Annotated in this window: 14 protein-coding genes; 10 read left to right on the top strand and 4 right to left on the bottom strand. The window is 57.8% G+C overall.

Features of this window, described 5'->3' with window-relative positions; translation table 11 throughout:
- Positions 1–660, bottom strand: coding sequence for a GntR family transcriptional regulator (locus VGC62_RS11685; RefSeq protein ID WP_331187242.1), 660 nt, complete (start codon positions 658–660; stop codon positions 1–3).
- A gap of 283 nt (positions 661–943) precedes the next feature.
- Here VGC62_RS11685 and xdhA point away from each other — a divergent pair, with 283 nt between their 5' ends.
- The 4 genes from xdhA to guaD all read left to right on the top strand — a co-directional run bounded on the left by xdhA (position 944) and on the right by guaD (position 7,198).
- The gene (xdhA, locus tag VGC62_RS11680; RefSeq protein WP_331187241.1) at positions 944–2,413 is read left to right on the top strand and encodes a xanthine dehydrogenase small subunit; all 1,470 of its coding nucleotides are present in this window, start codon (positions 944–946) and stop codon (positions 2,411–2,413) included.
- Positions 2,406–4,901, top strand: coding sequence for a xanthine dehydrogenase molybdopterin binding subunit (xdhB, locus tag VGC62_RS11675; RefSeq protein WP_331187240.1), 2,496 nt, complete (start codon positions 2,406–2,408; stop codon positions 4,899–4,901). Before xdhA ends, xdhB begins: the two co-directional genes overlap by 8 nt.
- A gap of 24 nt (positions 4,902–4,925) precedes the next feature.
- Positions 4,926–5,768, top strand: coding sequence for a xanthine dehydrogenase accessory protein XdhC (xdhC, locus tag VGC62_RS11670; protein WP_331187239.1), 843 nt, complete (start codon positions 4,926–4,928; stop codon positions 5,766–5,768).
- A gap of 116 nt (positions 5,769–5,884) precedes the next feature.
- Complete coding sequence (gene guaD / locus VGC62_RS11665; RefSeq protein WP_331187238.1) at positions 5,885–7,198, top strand: guanine deaminase; 1,314 nt, start codon at positions 5,885–5,887, stop codon at positions 7,196–7,198.
- Between the two features lie 260 nt (positions 7,199–7,458).
- On the opposite strand, the gene VGC62_RS11660 is transcribed toward guaD, so the two are convergent.
- The 3 genes from VGC62_RS11660 to uraH all read right to left on the bottom strand — a co-directional run bounded on the left by VGC62_RS11660 (position 7,459) and on the right by uraH (position 13,032).
- On the bottom strand, positions 7,459–8,223 hold the full coding sequence (locus VGC62_RS11660) for a GntR family transcriptional regulator (protein ID WP_331187237.1): 765 nt from the start codon (positions 8,221–8,223) through the stop codon (positions 7,459–7,461).
- A 198-nt stretch (positions 8,224–8,421) separates the two neighbouring features.
- The gene (locus tag VGC62_RS11655; RefSeq protein WP_331187236.1) at positions 8,422–12,507 is read right to left on the bottom strand and encodes a dermonecrotic toxin domain-containing protein; all 4,086 of its coding nucleotides are present in this window, start codon (positions 12,505–12,507) and stop codon (positions 8,422–8,424) included.
- Between the two features lie 171 nt (positions 12,508–12,678).
- Entirely contained in the window at positions 12,679–13,032 is a 354-nt protein-coding gene (uraH, locus tag VGC62_RS11650) for a hydroxyisourate hydrolase (protein ID WP_331187235.1), read from the bottom strand.
- Between the two features lie 386 nt (positions 13,033–13,418).
- Here uraH and puuE point away from each other — a divergent pair, with 386 nt between their 5' ends.
- The 6 genes from puuE (at position 13,419) to VGC62_RS11620 (ending at position 19,028) form a co-directional block, all read left to right on the top strand.
- Positions 13,419–14,354 carry an allantoinase PuuE gene (gene puuE / locus VGC62_RS11645; RefSeq protein WP_331187234.1) on the top strand — a complete coding sequence of 312 codons (936 nt, stop codon included), beginning with the start codon at positions 13,419–13,421 and terminating at the stop codon, positions 14,352–14,354.
- Positions 14,351–14,866: a 2-oxo-4-hydroxy-4-carboxy-5-ureidoimidazoline decarboxylase gene (gene uraD, locus VGC62_RS11640; protein WP_331187233.1), complete on the top strand. Its 516-nt coding sequence runs from the start codon at positions 14,351–14,353 to the stop codon at positions 14,864–14,866. The genes puuE and uraD overlap by 4 nt, the downstream gene beginning before the upstream one ends.
- Positions 14,867–14,908: 42 nt before the next feature.
- Positions 14,909–15,904, top strand: a complete 996-nt coding sequence (gene alc, locus VGC62_RS11635; RefSeq protein ID WP_331187232.1) for an allantoicase — start codon at positions 14,909–14,911, stop codon at positions 15,902–15,904.
- Positions 15,905–15,971: 67 nt separating this feature from the next.
- Positions 15,972–16,472, top strand: a complete 501-nt coding sequence (locus VGC62_RS11630) for an ureidoglycolate lyase (protein WP_331187231.1) — start codon at positions 15,972–15,974, stop codon at positions 16,470–16,472.
- Between the two features lie 53 nt (positions 16,473–16,525).
- A complete protein-coding gene (locus VGC62_RS11625) occupies positions 16,526–17,830 on the top strand; it encodes a urate hydroxylase PuuD (RefSeq protein ID WP_331187230.1) in 1,305 nt (434 codons plus the stop codon).
- A 409-nt stretch (positions 17,831–18,239) separates the two neighbouring features.
- On the top strand, positions 18,240–19,028 hold the full coding sequence (locus VGC62_RS11620; RefSeq protein WP_331187229.1) for an outer membrane protein OmpK: 789 nt from the start codon (positions 18,240–18,242) through the stop codon (positions 19,026–19,028).
- Positions 19,029–19,202 lie beyond the last annotated feature (174 nt).

Genomic DNA, 19,202 nt, shown 5'->3' with positions numbered 1-19,202 from the left:
TTAGCTGGCCGCCAGGGCAGCGAGGACCGACTGACAACTGCGTTGGGAATAGCAGACGAGCACGACGCGAATCTGTACCGCGTCGCGAGCAATCACGGCTTCGAGCAGTTGCCCGAACAGCGTCAGGTACTCGCTCATTTGCGCCTTGCGCTGTTCCAGGGCAAGAAAATAGAAGCGACTCATAGACGGCTGCAAGTTCTCAATGGTTTCTTCCAGGTACGGGTTGTTGGCGAACGGATAGGCCGCACGCATGACATTGAAACTGTCCTCGACGAAGGTTTTCACATCCTGGCGCTCGCAACTGGCGATCAGACGCTGTTGTATCTGCATGAATGGCGCCAGTTCAATCTCTTCCTTCCAGCGCTCGCTTACAGCAATCGCCAGCAGGATGTACAGCTCGCTCATCAATGTGCAGAGGCTTTCGACATTGTGCGCGGTCAGCACTGATACCTGAGCGCCACGACGCGGCATGATCACGATCAAGTGGCGACGCTCCAGAATCAGTAGCGCTTCACGCACCGATCCACGGCTGACGTTGAGTGCCGCCGTCACCTTATGCTCCTGAATTCGCTCGGCAGGCTTGAGCTCGCCGCGAATGATGCGCTCTGCAAGATGATGAGCGATTTGCTCCGCGAGGCTGTCCGGTGCCTTGAATGTCATGTATTTCCTTCAAATCTATAACTGCACACAAGCGGCGAAGTGTATCGCACTGCAACCCCGCGGCGCAGGGCCCCGTGTGTGGAAACTGGCACGAAATAAGCAAAAGTTTGAGCGCCTGGTTGCAGATTTATTCCATGCCGCGCTCACCGTTAATCGGCAACTTGATGAAAACCCTATTTTCCTGACTTAAAGGTCAGAATTTTATTGACCCAATAGTCCTAGCTGATAGATTCATCGACATGTTCGATTGCAAATGTCGATGACAAGAAAAGCGAGGCATGCCGTGATCCAGTTTTTACTGAACCAAGAGCTGAAAACCGAGCATGCGCTGGACCCGAACATGACGGTGCTCAATTACCTGCGTGAGCACTTGCACAAATCCGGGACCAAGGAAGGCTGTGCCAGCGGCGACTGTGGCGCCTGCACCGTGGTGGTTGGCGAACTGACAAACGCTGCCGACGGCCATGAACGGCTGAGCTATCGCAGCCTCAACGCCTGCCTGACCTTCGTCGCCTCGCTACACGGCAAACAACTGATCAGCGTCGAAGACCTCAAGCATCAAGGCCAATTGCACAGCGTGCAAAAAGCCATGGTCGATTGCCATGGCTCGCAATGCGGGTTCTGTACCCCAGGTTTTGTCATGTCGTTGTTCGCCTTGCAGAAAAACAGCACCCACGCGGCTACTCCTCATCAAGTGCAGCATCAGGCCCACGAAGCATTAGCGGGCAACCTCTGCCGCTGCACCGGTTATCGCCCGATCCTGGCTGCCGCCGAACAGGCTTGCAGCCAGCGCCAACCCGATCAGTTCGATGAACGCGAAGCACAGACTATCGCCCGCCTGAAAGCCATCACGCCGACACAAACCGCCGAGCTCAACAGTGGCGATAAACGTTGCCTGGTGCCGTTGACGATTGCCGATCTGGCTGAGGTGTACGACGCCTATCCGCACGCGCGCCTGCTGGCGGGCGGCACCGATCTGGCTTTGGAGGTAACGCAACTTCACCGCGCGCTGCCGGTGATGATTTACCTGGGCAACGTCGCCGAACTGAAGAAAATCGAACACTTCGACGAGCGTATCGAGATCGGCGCGGCCACCGCACTGACCGATTGCTACAGCGCGCTAAAGGCTCAATACCCGGATTTCGGCGAGTTGCTGCAGCGTTTTGCCTCGTTGCAGATACGCAATCAAGGCACCCTCGGTGGCAACATCGGCAATGCCTCGCCGATTGGTGATTCGCCGCCGCTATTGATCGCCCTGGGCGCAACAATCGTCTTGCGCAAAGGCAGCAAAACCCGAGAAATGGCGCTGGAGGATTTCTTCATCGATTACCGCGTCACCGCACGTCAGGAAAGCGAATTCATCGAAAAGATCATTGTGCCCAAGGCCAACGCCAACCAGGTGTTTCGTGCCTATAAAGTCTCGAAACGGCTGGACGACGACATTTCGGCGGTGTGCGCAGCCTTTCGCGTGCAGGTGGAAAACGGCAGCGTGGTCGACGCACGCGCAGCGTTCGGCGGCATGGCCGCGATTCCGAAACGCGCCGCCGCGTGCGAGCAAGCGCTGATCGGATCGCCCTGGACCTGGGCCACCGTCGAGCGCGCCTGCGCTGCGCTGGCGCAGGATTTCAGCCCGCTGTCGGACTTTCGAGCCAGCAAGGAGTACCGCCTGCTCAGCGCGCAAAACCTGCTGCGCAAATACTTCATCGAGCTGCAAACGCCACACATCGAGACGCGGGTGACGGCTTATGTCTAATCACGCGCCTCAAAAATCCCAGGAAGAAATGGCCGCGCTGTTTCAGCAAGACTTGACCACTGGCGTCGGTCGCAGCGTCAAGCACGACAGCGCCGATAAACACGTCTCGGGCGAAGCGGTGTACATCGATGACCGTCTGGAATTCCCCAACCAGCTACACGTATATGCGCGCCTGTCCGACCGCGCCCACGCGCGCATCATCAGTGTCGACACTGCACCGTGCTATGACTTCGACGGCGTGCGCATCGTTATCACCCACGAAGACATCCCGGGCCTGAAAGACATCGGCCCTCTTCTTCCGGGCGATCCACTGCTGGCCATCGACAAGGTGGAGTTCGTCGGGCAACCCGTCATCGCTGTCGCTGCGTGCGACCTGGACACCGCGCGCAAAGCTGCCATGGCCGCGATCATCGAATACGAGGATCTGGAGCCGGTGCTGGACGTGGTGCAGGCGCTGCGCAACAAGCATTTCGTGCTCGACAGCCATACCCATCAACGCGGAGATTGCGTCGCCGCATTGAACAGCGCACCAAACCGCATTCAGGGCACGCTGCACATTGGCGGTCAGGAACACTTCTATCTGGAAACGCAAATTTCCTCGGTAATGCCCACCGAAGACGGTGGCATGATCGTCTACTGCTCGACCCAGAACCCGACCGAAGTGCAGAAGCTGGTGGCTGAAGTACTCGGCGTATCGATGAACAAAATCGTGGTTGATATGCGCCGTATGGGTGGTGGTTTTGGCGGCAAGGAAACTCAAGCCGCGAGCCCGGCATGTTTATGTGCCGTGATCGCACGGCTCACCGGGCAGCCAACCAAGATGCGTCTGCCACGTGTTGAAGACATGCTGATGACTGGCAAACGCCACCCGTTTTACGTCGAGTACGACGTAGGGTTTGATCAGGACGGCCGCTTGCACGGGATCAATCTGGAGCTGGCCGGTAACTGCGGCTATTCGCCGGATTTGTCGGCATCCATCGTCGACCGTGCCATGTTTCACGCCGACAACGCGTATTACCTGGGTGATGCGACGATCAATGGTCATCGCTGCAAGACCAACACGGCATCGAACACCGCTTACCGTGGCTTTGGTGGCCCACAAGGCATGGTCGCCATCGAGGAAGTGATGGACGCCATCGCCCGCTATCTAGGCAAAGACCCGCTTGAGGTACGCAAGGCCAACTACTACGGCAAGACCGAGCGCAACGTCACGCATTACTACCAGACCGTCGAGCACAACATGCTCGACGAGATGACCGCAGAGCTGGAAGAAAGCTGCCAATACATAGAGCGGCGTAAAGCGATTCGCGCCTACAACGCCCACAGCCCGGTCCTCAAGAAGGGCCTGGCGTTGACGCCGGTGAAGTTCGGCATTTCCTTCACCGCCAGCTTCCTCAATCAGGCCGGTGCGCTGATCCACGTTTACACCGACGGCAGTATTCATCTGAACCATGGCGGCACCGAGATGGGCCAGGGCTTGAACGTCAAGGTCGCGCAGGTGGTGGCCGAGGTGTTCCAGGTCGATATCGACCGTGTGCAGATCACCGCGACAAACACTGACAAGGTGCCCAATACCTCGCCGACCGCAGCGTCCAGCGGCGCGGATTTGAATGGCAAAGCAGCGCAGAATGCAGCCGAAATCATCAAGGCGCGGTTGGTGGAGTTTGCGGCGCATCACTACAAGGTGCAGGAGTCCGAGGTCCAGTTCCGCAACGGCCATGTGCGGCTGGGCACGCAGGTGATTTCGTTCGAAACGCTGGCGCAGCAGGCGTGGATGGGGCAAGTGTCGCTGTCGAGCACCGGGTATTACAAAACCCCGAAGATTTACTACGACCGCAGCCAGGCCCGGGGTCGGCCGTTCTACTACTTCGCCTTCGGCGTGGCGTGCAGCGAAGTGATCATCGACACCCTGACCGGCGAATACAAAATGCTGCGTACCGACATCCTGCATGACGTCGGCGCCTCGCTGAATCCAGCCATCGATATCGGTCAGGTCGAGGGTGGATACATTCAAGGCATGGGCTGGCTGACCACCGAAGAATTGGTGTGGAACGACAAAGGCAGACTGCTGACCAACGGACCCGCTGGCTACAAGATTCCGGCCGTGGCGGACATACCGCTGGACTTGCGGGTGAAGCTGGTGGAAAACCGCAAAAACCCGGAAGACACGGTGTTCCACTCCAAGGCCGTGGGCGAGCCGCCGTTCATGCTGGGGATTGCCGCGTGGTGCGCGATCAAGGATGCAGTGGCGAGTTTGGGCGATTACCGGCATCAGCCGAAAATCGATGCGCCTGCCACGCCGGAGCGCGTGTTATGGGGCTGTGAGCAGATGCGCCAGTTGAATCTGACAGGCGATAAACAAGCCCTCGTTGGAGCGAGCTGGCGGCGATTGCGACTTACCGGCGAAGAAGCCGATACATCCAACACGCTTGCTGAGGCAGAAACATCGCCTTCGCGGGCAAGCCCCGCACCAACAATCGGCCGCTGATCGTCTGCCTATCAGGAGAGTCACATGAACAACTGGATCAGTGCCCTTGCCGAGTTGCAACCCCTGGGTGAAGCCTGCGTGTTGGTGACCATCATCGAGGAGCACGGCTCGACCCCGCGCAATGCCGGCTCGAAAATGGTAGTCAGCGCCGAGCGGATTTTCGACACCATTGGCGGTGGCCATCTGGAATACAAGGCCATGGAGATCGCTCGCCAGATACTCGCCAGCGGTAATCAACAAACCCGCCTGGAGCGTTTCAGTCTGGGCGCCAGTCTTGGTCAGTGCTGCGGCGGGGTGAATGTGCTGCTGTTCGAGCCCATGGGGCAGCCTCAGGCGCACATCGCAGTGTTCGGCGCCGGTCACGTCGGTCGCGCACTGGTGCCGTTGCTCGCCAGCCTGCCCTGTCGCGTGCGCTGGATCGATTCGCGCGAGCAGGAGTTCCCCGAGCACCTGCCCGAAGGCGTGACGAAGATCGTCAACGATGACGTGCTGGAGGAGGTCGAGCACCTGCCAACCGGCAGTTACTGCATCGTCATGACCCACAACCATCAGTTGGACCTGGAGCTAACCGCCAGCATTCTCAAACGCGGCGATTTCACCTACTTCGGCCTGATCGGCTCGAAAACCAAACGCGCGAAGTTCGAGCATCGCCTGCGTGAGCGCGGCTTCGACCCGGCAGTCGTGCAACGCATGCGCTGCCCAATGGGCTTGTCCGAAGTGAAAGGCAAGTTGCCGATGGAGATCGCCGTGTCCATCGCCGCCGAGGTGATCGCCACTTACAATGCCCATTTCGGCGAGCAACGCTCGACCGCCGAACCTGTTGCCAAACTGCTGCCGGTGTCGCGCCGCAGCCAAGGCTCCCTGTAGGAACGAATTTATTCGCGAGGCAATATTTCAGGCGATGAAAAGCATCGCTTGTACCGGCCTCTCTCGAATGAATTCGCGCCTACAGGTTTATGAGTGTTTTGCTCGATGAGAAACCGATGACTTCCACATCTGCCAACAAAAAAGCCTACCGCGCCGCCATCGTCCACAGCGTTGCCGATCCTGCTGACGTGGCGATTGAGGCCTCGTACGAGTATTTCGCAGATGGCCTGCTGATCGTCGAAAACGGCAAGATTTCCGCCGTCGGTCATGCGACCGATTTGCTGGGTACACTCGGCAGCGATGTGGACGTGATTACCTATACCGACGCACTGATCAGCGCCGGTTTCATCGATACCCACATCCATTTGCCGCAGACCGGGATGGTCGGCTCCTACGGCGAGCAACTCCTCGACTGGCTCGACACGTATGTTTTCCCCTGCGAGAAACAGTTCGAAGACCCTGCGCACTCGGCGCAAGTGGCTGACATTTTTCTCAAAGAACTGCTGCGCAACGGCACCACTACGGCGCTGGTGTTCGGCAGTCGGCACAGGGAATCGGTAGAGGCGTTTTTCAGTGCCGCCGAGAAACTCAACCTGCGGATGATCGCCGGCAAGGTGATGATGGACCGCAATGCGCCGGATTATCTGGTGGATACCGCCGAATCGAGCTACGCCGACAGCAAGGAGCTCATTGAGCGCTGGCACGGCAAGGGTCGTCTGCACTACGCCGTCACCCCACGCTTTGCCCCGACCAGCACGCCGGAACAATTAGCGCTGGCCGGTCGACTGCTGACCGAATACCCAGACCTGTACATGCAGACCCACATCAGTGAAAACCTCAAGGAGGTCGAGTGGGTGAAAGCACTGTTCCCAGAGCGCAAAAACTATCTGGACGTGTACGACCACTTCAAGCTGCTGGGCGAGCGCTCGGTGTTCGCCCACGGCGTGCATCTGTGCGATGACGAGTGTGCGCGCCTGGCCGAAACCGGATCAGCCATCGCCTTCTGCCCGACCTCCAACCTCTTCCTGGGCAGCGGGCTGTTCAACCTGCCGATGATGGAGCAGCACAAGGTGAATGTCGGGTTGGGCACAGACGTGGGCGCCGGCACCAGCTTCTCGATCCTGCAGACCCTGAACGAAGCCTACAAGGTGATGCAGTTGCAAGGCGCGAAACTGAGCCCTTTCAAGTCGCTGTACCTGGCGACACTGGGCGGCGCACGGGCGCTAAGGCTGGACGACAGGATTGGCAACTTGCAGGCGGGCAATGAGGCGGACTTCGTGGTCCTGGATTACAACGCCACGCCGCTGCTGTCGTACCGGATGAAGCAGGCGACGAGCATCGAGGAGCGGTTGTTCGTGCTGATGACGCTGGGCGACGACCGAACTGTCAGCGAAACCTATTCGGCGGGGGTTTTGGTGCATAAGCGCTGAGGCATCCAGCTCGGCGTATCTTTTGATACGCCATCTGCGAGGGCGACGCTTATCAGCTTCTGGCCGGGGGCCGTGGCTTGAAGGAGCGCGGCTTGTCCCGCGACCGGCGGGAAACCCGTCGTAAAACCTGCGCACGCGGTGTGACAGGGCAGACCGCATGCAGCGGGTTTACGGCCGCTGCGCGCCAGGTCGCGGGACAAGCCACGCTCCCACGGCCAGAATCAAAGCCTGAAACATCGCCCATCCAAGACTTACAAGCTTTAAGCCGTCGTGCTACGCCCAGGCTTTTTCTTCGTCAGTAACAGGTGCGAGAACACTGCGTGCAGGTCGTCGGAGGCGCTGTCTTCGTCGAGGTTGAGCTTGCTGTCGATGTGGTCCATGTGATGCATCATCAGGTCCACCGCCAGGGTCGCGTCGCGGGCTTCGATGGCGTCGATCAACTGGGTGTGTTCATCGTAGGAACAGTGCGAGCGGTTGCCGCTTTCATACTGGGCGATGATCAATGAAGTCTGTGACACCAAGCTGCGCTGGAAGCTGATCAGGGGTGTATTTTTTGCTGCTTCAGCGAGCTTCAGGTGGAATTCCCCAGACAGACGAATGCCCGCCCCACGGTCCCCTTTGGAAAAACTGTCGCGCTCATCGCTGACCATTTTGCGCAGTTCAGCCAGTTGCTCAGGCGTTGCATGCTCGACCGCAAGCTCGGTGATGGCCTTCTCGACCATGCGTCTTGCGAAGAACACCTGACGTGCTTCGTCAACGCTCGGGCTGGCCACCACCGCACCGCGGTTCGGTCGTAATAACACCACGCCTTCGTGCGCCAACCGTGACAGCGCACGCCGAATGATGGTGCGGCTGACCCCGAAAATCTCGCCCAGTGCCTCTTCGCTCAGCTTGGTGCCAGGCGCCAGACGCTGCTCCAGGATCGCATCGAAAATATGAGCGTAGACGATGTCGTCCTGCGTTCCGCTACGGCCAACCCTGGCGGTACGTGGCTGCTTTTTAAGGGGCTGTAACTGTTCGTTCATGGGCACTCGTGAGAACTGAATCCGGCGCTGGGCCGTGACTGTCATCGCTGATGGGCAAATCAATAGCGGCTATCGCCACAAAGTCACAGTAAAGGTACTGGCGCATTGTACACAGAGCACAACACCTGAACACGCCCCGGCTTATCTGTGGCTATGCACACCGGGGCTGCATCGTTGCACAGTAACTAACAACACTCATCAAACGTCATCAGCCACCCTGATGACGAATAACTGCGTGTGCGCACTTGAAGTTGACTTCCTATTGATGCCGCCGATCAACCTCACCAGCTTGCCCTGATCGCGGGCACTGGCAATGGTGGTGGTGATGGGTAGGTGGGCATATCGGCGCTGCAATTCATCTAGCCACGCCGACGACAGCGGGAACTCTGCTTCCAGCGACGGTATTTTATGCAACAACTGGGAGTGATAAACACGCCTCACGTTCAGCACATATAGCTTATCCAGCCCTGGTCGACGGAAAACCAGGTTTGGCTGCCAATACATCAAATCGCCCTCGGGGAGCAGTTGATAGCCAGCGACTACCAGCTGCCGCTCGACCAGTTCGCGCAACTCAATCGCACTCAGGCTGTCGCTGCCGGCTCCTCTGAGCAGCGCAACATCGGCGGGGTCTCCAAGCAAAAAATCCAGCCGTTGAAAATTGTCGAGTGAGCTCTCGTAACTGATATTGAGCACTTGATGAGTGGGAGCGGTGACGGGACGGGCGCCTTCAAGCATATCCAGCGGGTCGTCAAGCCTTGCGATCGGTGCTGCCCCGCCTTTGCGCCAGGCATTGAGTGTTGCCTTAATGTTCATCAGCCGTGTGGCCGTCAAGGTCTGACCAGGGGTGTCAGCCATTTGGTACAACTTCTCGGCCATGACCCGCTGTGATATTGGAGTGAATCCGGGGCGAATCTGACCAATAAGATACTGAATCCTGTCCGAAAACAGCGGCCCATGAACTGTCCATTGCCCGTTAGCAATGGAAGCCATCAGCGGTTGATCGTACAGATTGAGCCTGATCGCCTCATTGAGTTCGGAAAAACTGCCTTGAGACGGACGGGCCAAAGGTTTGTATAAAAAGACAATGGTCGGATGCGGCGATGAGCCGTCGGGCAAAATAGCGTAATACTGATCGCCTATCTTGACTGCGCTCTGCGCTTCACTCCCAGGCAAACGGTACACCGGGGGTTGCGTTTTAATGAGTTCAGGCCCGTTGGCGACATCGAACGTTCGCCCCCAGCTTTTCCAGGCATCCTTGCGTGCGATAGCCGTGCTGCCGTGGGCAGCGCTCGGCCCCGCGACCGGTTGCGGTGGCTGGCGATCGGTTTCTGCACGATCTGCAGGTGGCTGCTTGCGCTTGGTGCCAGACAGCTCAGGCGCAGTGGGGCCGACACTGGTCGCCCGTGGTAGTCGGCGATAAGCCTCGGCCCATTCTGGAACCGCTCGATGGCCTTGAAAATGCACCGCCACGTCCAACTCAAGGCGGCGTTGTTGATTGATCGGGAAGTCAAACTGGTCCAACAATCCACGTGCCTGCCGCCGGGTGAAAGCGGGGTCCGGGTGCGTCTCGCTGATCAGCGTTTCGGCGATACTCGACCTTATACCTCCCCTCAACCCGACGTCGGTGTGATAGACCCAATCACCTTGCGCATCAAGGCGTATCGGTGGCTCGTAGCCTTGGTTTGTTGTTTTCTTCAGGCGTAGCGTCTTCTCGCCCAGCCGCCGATAAACCGCGTAATGCTGACCTTGACGTTGTATCCACAGCTCGCCGTTTTTAAAGTAGGTGCCTGCGTCCGCGCCGTGCATCTTCACCGCGTCGAGCAGCGAGTTCTGAACCTTATAGCCATCGAAAGGTGTCAGCACATAGCGCTTGCCCGTGACGGACGGTAACACCTCTGCCGCCCGCAGAGCCCGTGACAGTTTCGTCGTATGGCGGGCAGTCCTGGCAATCACTGCCGCCGTTGCAATACCCGGCACCACCGACAGCAACACATCCAGGACAGACAATGCGGTACTGGCGGTCAGTTTCTCGGCTTCGAATTTTTTCCCTTGGGCGAATGCTGTGGCGGCGGCATGCCCTTCATTCCAACCGTCATACAGGATGATCAGCGTACCCAGGCCTGGGAGAAAAGACAGCAGCGCTCTGAAGTAGCCCATATAAGCTTGGTTTTTGCGCAGAGAATGCTCAATGTGAATGTCATCGTTGCTGCGGGCCTCATGCTTGCTTTGCTCATAAATCAATCCGGCTCGCGCATGAACCTGTTGAGCGGCAATCTGTAGGAACAGACCGGGAGTGAACTCAATAAAGCCATCGAATTTCGCCTTGAGCGCCTCATTGATGTAACGCTGATCGCTTTCACGGCGGCGTTCGTCAAGGACGCGAGACGCCAAATAGCCAACCAGAGGCGGCTGGGCGTTGAGCTTGTTGATCAGCTTTGCCTTGGCCGATTGCAGGCTGTTAGCTTCGATCAGCGACACCCCGTCAACCGACTGAGGCAGGTAAATCAGCGTGACTGCGGTCGGCACATGGTGGATGACGCATAGCCCGCCAAGCGTAGCACTGTCAGTATCGCCACTGACTGAATGACCAGGTTTGAGCGCAACCCAGCTAAGTTGCAGTTGTGCGACGCGCAGGTCGGCGTTGTTGCGTGCATGTACCGCCAATTGCAGCACCTGATAGGCCCGCGCACTAATAAGTCGGCGTTGCAGGCAGGCAAAGCCGTCGAGGAGGATGTCCAGCTCATATGGCCTGAGCAGGCACTCGGTTTCAATCAGCGGCGATTGAGCGGCACGCGTCTCGAATACTCGCTGTAACAAGGCGCGATACTGATCGGCGACATCGAGTTCGGGGATGATTTGAGCGACGTATGCCGCTGTCAAACCCGCCTGTATTGCCAGCGCATCAGCGGGTAAATCTATCCGGGCGAAGGTCAAGCGCGCCTTCATTTCCGCGTCATTGGGATCGATGTTCTGGCGCGCAAGCTCGGTGAGCGAAAACCGAACCCGCAAAGGGCTGGGAATCCATGTACCGCCATGCTTGAGCATGCCCAATTGCGGATCGATATCCAGCTCGCGAGTCACACGCTCTGGCAATTCAAGGAACACTTTGTCTGTATTGACCTCAACGCCTAGGTCGGTATGGATGCGCTCGTTCAGTGTTTGCCGCGTGAATACGCCAAGCGAAGGGAGTACCTGCGCCAGAGACTGCTCCAGCAAAGCTGCAGCGCCATGATACTGACTGAGTTGTTGCGCATATTCGCGGCGCACCTCCAGCGGCGCCTGCAACAGCCAGGCGGGAAGCTGCGACGCCAGCGCACTGGTGCGCTGTAGCTGCGCGATGCGGTCGATGGCCTGATCCCGTGCTTCGTTGGCATGAACATTCAGACTGTCACACGCCTCCAGTTGCAGGCGTTTCAATGTCTCGGGATGACCAGCAGCGTCAGCAAAAAACCGCAGCCCACCGGCGCTGGCAAGGCTGGCCGCTTGAAGGTCCGTGACCTGGGCGTGAACGCTGTGGGTCATGACGGGCGATGTGACCGTGCGGGCGACCAGCGTCAACGTCCCGGCCTTGGCAGCCTCCATGACGGCGCTTCGGCTCACTGCGGGCACATGCCGCCAAAATGGGGTGTCAAACTCCGACTGCAAGGTGAACAGCACCTGATCCAAAAGGTTGTGCAACGACGCAAATTTCTGCAAACCGCCCCCTGCGCCAGGGACGAACAGCAATACCCACTCATCGCGCTCAGGCTGATCCAGCCCCGATTGCGTGGTGAAGATCAAGAGGCCAGCCATGGCGTACGTGGCCTGTTCAACGACAACGCAAGGTTCTGCCACTCGAATAGGGCCGGCAAGCAGATCCAATGCAGCGATGCCTTGCTGCAGGTGCGCGAGATCCGCAGTCGCCAGCGTCCCCTCATATACCTGAAGATGGGCTTCCGCCAACAGGGACTTCTCCCTCCGCGCGATCAGGCTGGCGACGTGATCAGCCATCAATGGCAAGGCGTCGACGGTGACTATTGCTTGCGTCTGCGCTGCCGCCTCTTGCAACGCGTCATGGTGGTGACGATAGTCGGCCAGCGACTTGAGGCGCTCGCCCTCCTCCCCGATCCAGCCGTGAATACGCTGTTGATACCCCTCTATTTTTTCGGTACGCAATGCACGGCATGAGAGAGGTGGCAACGTGCCAAAAGAGATGATTCGACGCTGCACCAAGGCATCGCCATACGCTAGGTCGTCAAGCTCTGAGGAGAGAAGGTCAGTCGGTAACAGTACAAATGTAGTCATGGCTCACCCTGCAATTGATCAAACCCGGAGTGTGGTCAGAACGCAAAGGACACAGTGACTACATAGATATGTGCTTGAACTTTTTTATGGGCCGACTTGAACCCGCAACGACAAAAACCCGCAGTGTGGGGCGGGCCAAAGAAACCGTATGAAGCGGCAAGCGTGCAGGCGCTAGCTGCCGCGATACGTCGAATAGCTGTAAGGCGAGAGCAGCAGCGGCACGTGATAATGATCTTGCTCGGCATCGATGCCGAAACGCAGCACAACCACATCGAGAAACGCAGGGCTTGGCAGTTGAACACCCTTGGCACGGTAGTAATCGCCAGAATGAAATTGCAGTTGGTAAACCCCCGAACGGTAATCATCACCCTGCAACAACGGCGCATCGCAGCGACCGTCGCTGTTGGTGGTAGCTTGGGCAACTTTCTCCAGCCGCTCGCCCTCGACCCGATACAGGGCAATGTGGATTGAACTGCCAGGACAGCCATGCGCGGCGTCCAGTACGTGTGTGGTCAGTCGTCCCATGCTTTTCAACGCCTCGCTTGAGAGGTGGAAGTCAGTTAAGCGCACCGTTTAAGTGCTCATCAGGTGCGAGCGATGAACGATTAAGACACTTTCAAAAAAAATTGTACACAATAAATAGCGGCTTTAATCTCGCTCGGTTAATCGCGCCCGCATAATCTTCGTTTTGCAACGAACTGAAGAAAGTATTGGGCTTTTTCAGCAGATCCTGACCTATCAGGCAAGTTTATTGCAGCGACACTATTGGCAAGAAACCAGAAAAACCAGCTTACAAACCACCAGCAACGTTGTATACAATCCGTCCGATGCGGCGGCAGTCCCTTGCAACAGCCCATTGCAACAGCAAGACAACCACTGCAATAGACAATACGCACAGAAGGAGCCTCGCGGTGAGCGCAGACTACCCACGCGACCTGATCGGTTATGGCAGCAATCCACCCCATCCGCACTGGCCAGGCCATGCCCGGATCGCGCTGTCGTTCGTGCTCAATTACGAAGAAGGCGGCGAGCGCAACATTCTGCATGGCGACAAAGAGTCCGAAGCGTTCCTCTCGGAAATGGTGTCCGCCCAGCCGCTGCAAGGCGAGCGCAACATGAGCATGGAATCGCTCTATGAATACGGCAGTCGGGCTGGCGTGTGGCGCATTCTCAAGCTGTTCAAACAATTCGATATCCCCTTGACCATCTTCGCCGTGGCCATGGCCGCGCAGCGTCATCCGCAGGTGATCCGCGCCATGGTTCAAGCCGGTCACGAGATCTGTAGTCATGGTTATCGCTGGATCGACTACCAGTACATGGACCCCGCCCAAGAGCGCGAACACCTGCTCGAAGCCATTCACATACTGACCGAACTCACTGGCGAGCGTCCGCTGGGTTGGTACACCGGTCGCACCGGACCGAACACCCGGCGTCTGGTGATGGAGGAAGGCGGTTTTCTTTACGACAGCGACACCTACGACGATGACCTGCCCTATTGGGAACCGAACAACCCGACTGGCAAGGCGCATCTGGTGATCCCGTACACGCTGGACACCAATGACATGCGTTTCACCCAAGCGCAGGGATTCAATAACGGCGAGCAATTTTTCCAGTACCTCAAAGATGCCTTCGATGTGCTGTACGCCGAAGGGGCCCATGCACCAAAAATGCTGTCGATCGGACTGCACTGTCGCCTGATCGGACGTCCCGCACGCCTGGCCGCGCTGCAACGCTTTGTTGAATACGTCAAAGGGCATGAACAGGTGTGGATCACCCGCAGGGTCGATATCGCTCGTCATTGGCACGCTACGCACCCGTTCGTTGCTGCCGCAGGAACCGAGCAATGAACCGCTTCAAGACGCTGACACCTTCGAAGCTGAGCCGCGAAGCCTTTGTTGAAGCCTTCGCCGATATCTACGAACACTCACCGTGGGTCGCCGAAAAAGCCTGGGATCTGGGCCAGGGTAACAACCTCGATGACATCAACGTTCTGCACGCCCTTATGAGCGACATCCTGCTGAGCGCCGATCACGCCGCGCAACTGGCGTTGATCAACGCTCACCCGGACCTTGCCGGCAAAGCCGCCGTGCAAGGCCAACTGACCCAAGCCAGCACCCACGAACAAGCGGGCGCCGGTATCCACCAATGCACGGCTGAAGAGTTCCAGCGCTTCACCGAGTTGAACGACGCCTACAAAGCGAAGTTCGCGTTCCCCTTCATCATGGCGGTGAAAGGCAGCAACCGGCATCAGATCCTCGCCGCCTTCGAAACGCGTATTCACAATGGGGCTGAAACCGAGTTCGCCTGCGCGCTGGCCGAGATCAACAAGATTGCCCTGTTTCGCCTGCAAGCCCTCTGACCATCCTCTCCCACGCCAATCACTGAAAGGCAGACCAAAAGAATGAAAGCTTACGCCGTACCTTTCGAGAAATTCGTCAACCTGGCCGACGCGCGCCTGGGTACCCAAATCATCTCCGTCACCGATGACTGGTTCGCCGATGCCAACCGCCTGTTCCAGCCGACTCCGGCGGTGTTCAAGGAAGGCGTGTTCGATGACAACGGCAAGTGGATGGACGGCTGGGAATCGCGCCGCAAACGTTTCGAAGGGTACGACAGCGCGGTGATTCGTCTGGGCGTTGCCGGATCGATCAAGGGCGTCGACATCGACACCTCGTTCTTCACCGGCAACTACCCGCCATCGGCGTCGCTGGAGGGCTGCTTCCTGGCCTCGAGCGAACCGGATGAACACACCCAGTGGACTGAAATACTGCCTGCCGTGGAGCTTAAGGGTGACAGCCATCACTACCACGAGATCAGCGATAAACAGGCCTACAGCCACCTTCGTTTCAACATCTACCCGGATGGCGGCGTGGCACGCCTGCGTGTGTACGGCGTACCGCATCGCGACTGGTCGTCGGTGGGCGACAACCAACAAATCGATCTAACGGCGGCTCTGAACGGCGGTCGCGCACTGGCTTGTTCGGACGAGCACTATGGCCGCATGAGCAACATACTCAACCCTGGCCGTGCCGTGAACATGGGCGATGGCTGGGAAACCGCACGACGTCGCACGCCGGGCAATGACTGGGTAATCGTCGCGTTGGGGCATGCCGGCGAGGTTGAAAAAGTCATCGTCGACACCCTGCACTTCAAGGGCAACTACCCGGACAGTTGCTCGATCCAGGGCGCATTCGTCAAAGGTGGCACCGACAGCCAGATCGAAACCCAGAGCCTGTTCTGGCGCGAACTGCTGCCGAGCCAGAAACTGGAAATGCACGCCGAGCATACCTTCGCCGAGCAGATCAAGGCGCTGGGCCCGATCACCCACATCCGTTTGAACGTGTTCCCGGATGGCGGCGTGAGTCGGCTGCGGGTGTTGGGTAAAGTGACCAAGTAATGCTTGGCCACGCGCCTACTGGGGTTGCAGTGTTTTCAATTACCCATTCCGAGAAAGAAGATCCAGCATGCGCACACTGATTATCGAGCCGTTGACCAAAGCCGCCTTCGCCCCTTTCGGTGATGTCATCGAAACCGACGGCAGCGATCATGTGTTGATCAACAACGGCTCGACCCTGCGCTTCCACCGCTTGGCCGAAGTTGAAACGGCGACGCCAGACGACAAGGCGATCATCAATATTTTCCGTGCCGATGCGCTGCAAATGCCTTTGATCATCCGCATGCTGGAACGCCACCCGCTGGGCAGCCAGGCGTTCATTCCGCTGCTCGGCAACCCTTTTCTGGTCGTGGTCGCGCCCTGTGGCGATGCACCTGAACCCGAGTTGACCCGCGCCTTCATCACCAATGGCAGGCAGGGTGTTAATTACCATCGCGGCGTCTGGCACCACCCGGTGCTGACGATCGAAAAGCGGGATGACTTCCTGGTGGTTGATCGCAGCGGCCCTGGCAACAACTGCGATGAGCATTTCTTCGAAGAGCGTCAGTTGATGATTCTCGATCCCCATTGATAAGCGAGAGGGTCTGAGCGTCCGCAAGTGACGACAGGCAAACGGTAAGAACTGTGCATGCACATCTGATGGAATGGCTGAACCTGGCCGTGCGCTGGATTCACATGATCGTCGGGATCGCCTGGATTGGCGCATCCTTCTATTTCGTCTGGCTGGAAAACAACCTCAACCGGGTCAATCCGCGCGATGGACTGTCGGGCGATTTGTGGGCGATTCACGGCGGCGGCATCTACCACCTGGAAAAATACACACTCGCGCCGCCGACCATGCCGGACAACCTGCACTGGTTCAAATGGGAAGCCTACTGGACCTGGATGTCTGGCGTTGCCCTGCTTTGCGTGGTGTTCTATGCCAATCCTGCTTTGTATTTGCTGGCACCGGGCAGCACCTTGACCGGCCCTGAAGGCGTGGCCCTCGGTATCGGTTCATTGATTGCCAGTTGGTTCATCTACGACCTGCTGTGCGATTCGCCCCTGGGCAAACGTCCTGCCCTGCTGGGGCTGGTGTTGTTTGTGTTGATCATCGCTGCGTGTTTTGGCTTGAGCCAAGTGTTCAGCGGGCGCGGCGCCTATCTGCACACTGGTGCGATCATCGGCACGATCATGGTCGGCAACGTGTTCCGCATCATCATGCCGACCCAACGCGCACTGGTGGCAGCGATTGCCGAACATCGGACGCCGGACCCAACGCTGCCCGCCAAAGGCCTGCTGCGCTCTCGTCACAACAACTACTTCACCCTGCCGGTGCTGTTCATCATGATCAGCAACCACTTTCCAAGCACCTACGGTAGCCGTTACAACTGGCTGATCCTGGCCGGGATCGGGGTCGTCGCGGTGGTGGTACGGCATTACTTCAATACTCGTCACAACAGCCATAAATTCGCCTGGGCGTTGCCGGTCGGCGCGTTAGCCATGATTTGCCTGGCGTATGTCACAGGCCCAGCGCAAGTACCGCCCAGTGCGCCAGTGGCAGGTCCAGCCAAGATCGAATATCAGCCATTGCCCGGCACCGCGATTGGCGGTCATCGTGCCGACGAGCCAAAACCAGAAGTGGCAATTGCTGTTGCTGCTCAGCCTGAAGCGGTCAAGGCTGGCGGCGTGGAGTTCGACAAGGTCCACAGCGTGATTCAGGAGCGTTGTGCGGTCTGTCACTCGGCCAATCCGACCAGCCCATTGTTCAGCAGCGCACCCGCCGGGGTGATGTTCGATACCCCACAACAGATCCAGCAACTCGCCCCACGCATCCAGGCCCAGGCCGTGATGTCGCAGATCATGCCGCTGGGTAACATCACCCAGATGACCCAACAGGAACGTGACCTGATCGGGCAGTGGATTGACAAGGGCGCGCAAACAAACTGATTGGACCCGGCCGCCGGGGCCGTCCACGGCCGTTGAACGCTACGCTGGGTTTCGTTTGCCCCTTTTTAGTCAGCAGTGCTCTGTCGCAGAGCACTTGAGGGTTGCGTTGCGTGTCGGTATCCTCCGGCGCCGTTCGAAACCGGGACAGATTTTTCGCTCGACATATATTGACCAATCGGACAGTTAAGCAATCCACCGACAGCTCTTGGACCTAAACAGCAAAACATCCTGATCGCAGGTTTTCACAACGCGCAGTGGGTATTTTTTTGTCTTTTTCCAAGGTATTGGCGTAGAGCTTGCTTTGCATACAAAGTTGACCATATAGACAGAAATGTAAGCCTTACATAAGACGCCGGAACAGAGCGTCGACCACAGAAAAAACAGACAACGTTACCCAAGGGAGCACCGCATGAGTCGCATGTTTTCCAGCCTGGTCGCCGCTGGCGGTCTGTCGGTGGCTGGGCCAATCATGGCCGCCGATCTACTGCAATGGCAGAGCAACAGCCTGACGTATCTCTACGGCAAAAACTTTGCCGTAAACCCTGAGACGCAGCAGACGTTTACGTTCGAACATGCCGATGGCTGGAAGTACGGGGACAACTTTTTGTTTGTCGACAACATCTTCTACAACGGCAAGAAAGACGCGGGTGTAGGCAATAACACACTGTACGGAGAGTTTTCTCCACGCCTGTCGATGGGCAAGATTTTCGACCAAAAACTTGAACTCGGCCCGATCAAGGATGTGTTGCTGGCGGGCACTTACGAGTTCGGCGAAGGCGATGTGGAGTCGTACCTGATTGGGCCAGGTTTTGACCTGAGCATTCCGGGCTTCGACTACTTCCAACTGAACTTCTACAAACGCTATAACGACGGGCATCGTGCCGGTTATGGCGCTTGGCAAATCACCCCGGTCTGGTCCTACACCGTTCCCGTGGGTAAGTCAGACATCCTGATCGACGGCTTCATGGACTGGGTGGTGGATAACAAATCATCGACCAAACAGGGTGACTACCACTCCAACGTTCACTTCAACCCACAGATCAAATACGACCTGGGCAAGGCCATCAACTTGCCGGAGCGTCAACTGTATGTGGGGATCGAGTATGACTACTGGAGCAACAAGTACGGGATCAATGACACCCGCTATTTTGATACGGATCAGAATACCGCCAGTTTATTGGTGAAAGTGTTCTTCTGATCGCTTGGCCGGGCCGGCCAAAGTAAAAGCGCCTGGGCTGGCTCTGCTTGGCCAATTGCACGCCGAGCAGCGGCAGCGCAAGGTCCGGCAACAACGTTGTATTCAAATGCCAAACAACAACGCTGCGTTCTGCGCCATCGCGAATTCATGACGTTTTCATTTCCGTTCAACTTA

This window comes from Pseudomonas sp. (genome assembly GCF_036404235.1).
GTDB lineage: Bacteria > Pseudomonadota > Gammaproteobacteria > Pseudomonadales > Pseudomonadaceae > Aquipseudomonas.
This window is presented reverse-complemented; position numbering and strand designations above follow the sequence as displayed.

Excerpts from the sequence above, each read along its gene's own strand:
- xdhB (WP_331187240.1), top strand. The coding sequence starts at position 2,406 with ATGTCTAATCACGCGCCTCAAAAATCCCAGGAAGAAATGGCCGCGCTG.
- VGC62_RS11660 (WP_331187237.1), bottom strand. The coding sequence starts at position 8,223 with ATGAACGAACAGTTACAGCCCCTTAAAAAGCAGCCACGTACCGCCAGG.
- uraH (WP_331187235.1), bottom strand. The coding sequence starts at position 13,032 with ATGGGACGACTGACCACACACGTACTGGACGCCGCGCATGGCTGTCCT.
- VGC62_RS11655 (WP_331187236.1), bottom strand. The coding sequence starts at position 12,507 with ATGACTACATTTGTACTGTTACCGACTGACCTTCTCTCCTCAGAGCTT.
- VGC62_RS11685 (WP_331187242.1), bottom strand. The coding sequence starts at position 660 with ATGACATTCAAGGCACCGGACAGCCTCGCGGAGCAAATCGCTCATCAT.
- VGC62_RS11620 (WP_331187229.1), top strand. The coding sequence starts at position 18,240 with ATGAGTCGCATGTTTTCCAGCCTGGTCGCCGCTGGCGGTCTGTCGGTG.
- xdhC (WP_331187239.1), top strand. The coding sequence starts at position 4,926 with ATGAACAACTGGATCAGTGCCCTTGCCGAGTTGCAACCCCTGGGTGAA.
- alc (WP_331187232.1), top strand. The coding sequence starts at position 14,909 with ATGAAAGCTTACGCCGTACCTTTCGAGAAATTCGTCAACCTGGCCGAC.
- VGC62_RS11630 (WP_331187231.1), top strand. The coding sequence starts at position 15,972 with ATGCGCACACTGATTATCGAGCCGTTGACCAAAGCCGCCTTCGCCCCT.
- uraD (WP_331187233.1), top strand. The coding sequence starts at position 14,351 with ATGAACCGCTTCAAGACGCTGACACCTTCGAAGCTGAGCCGCGAAGCC.
- guaD (WP_331187238.1), top strand. The coding sequence starts at position 5,885 with ATGACTTCCACATCTGCCAACAAAAAAGCCTACCGCGCCGCCATCGTC.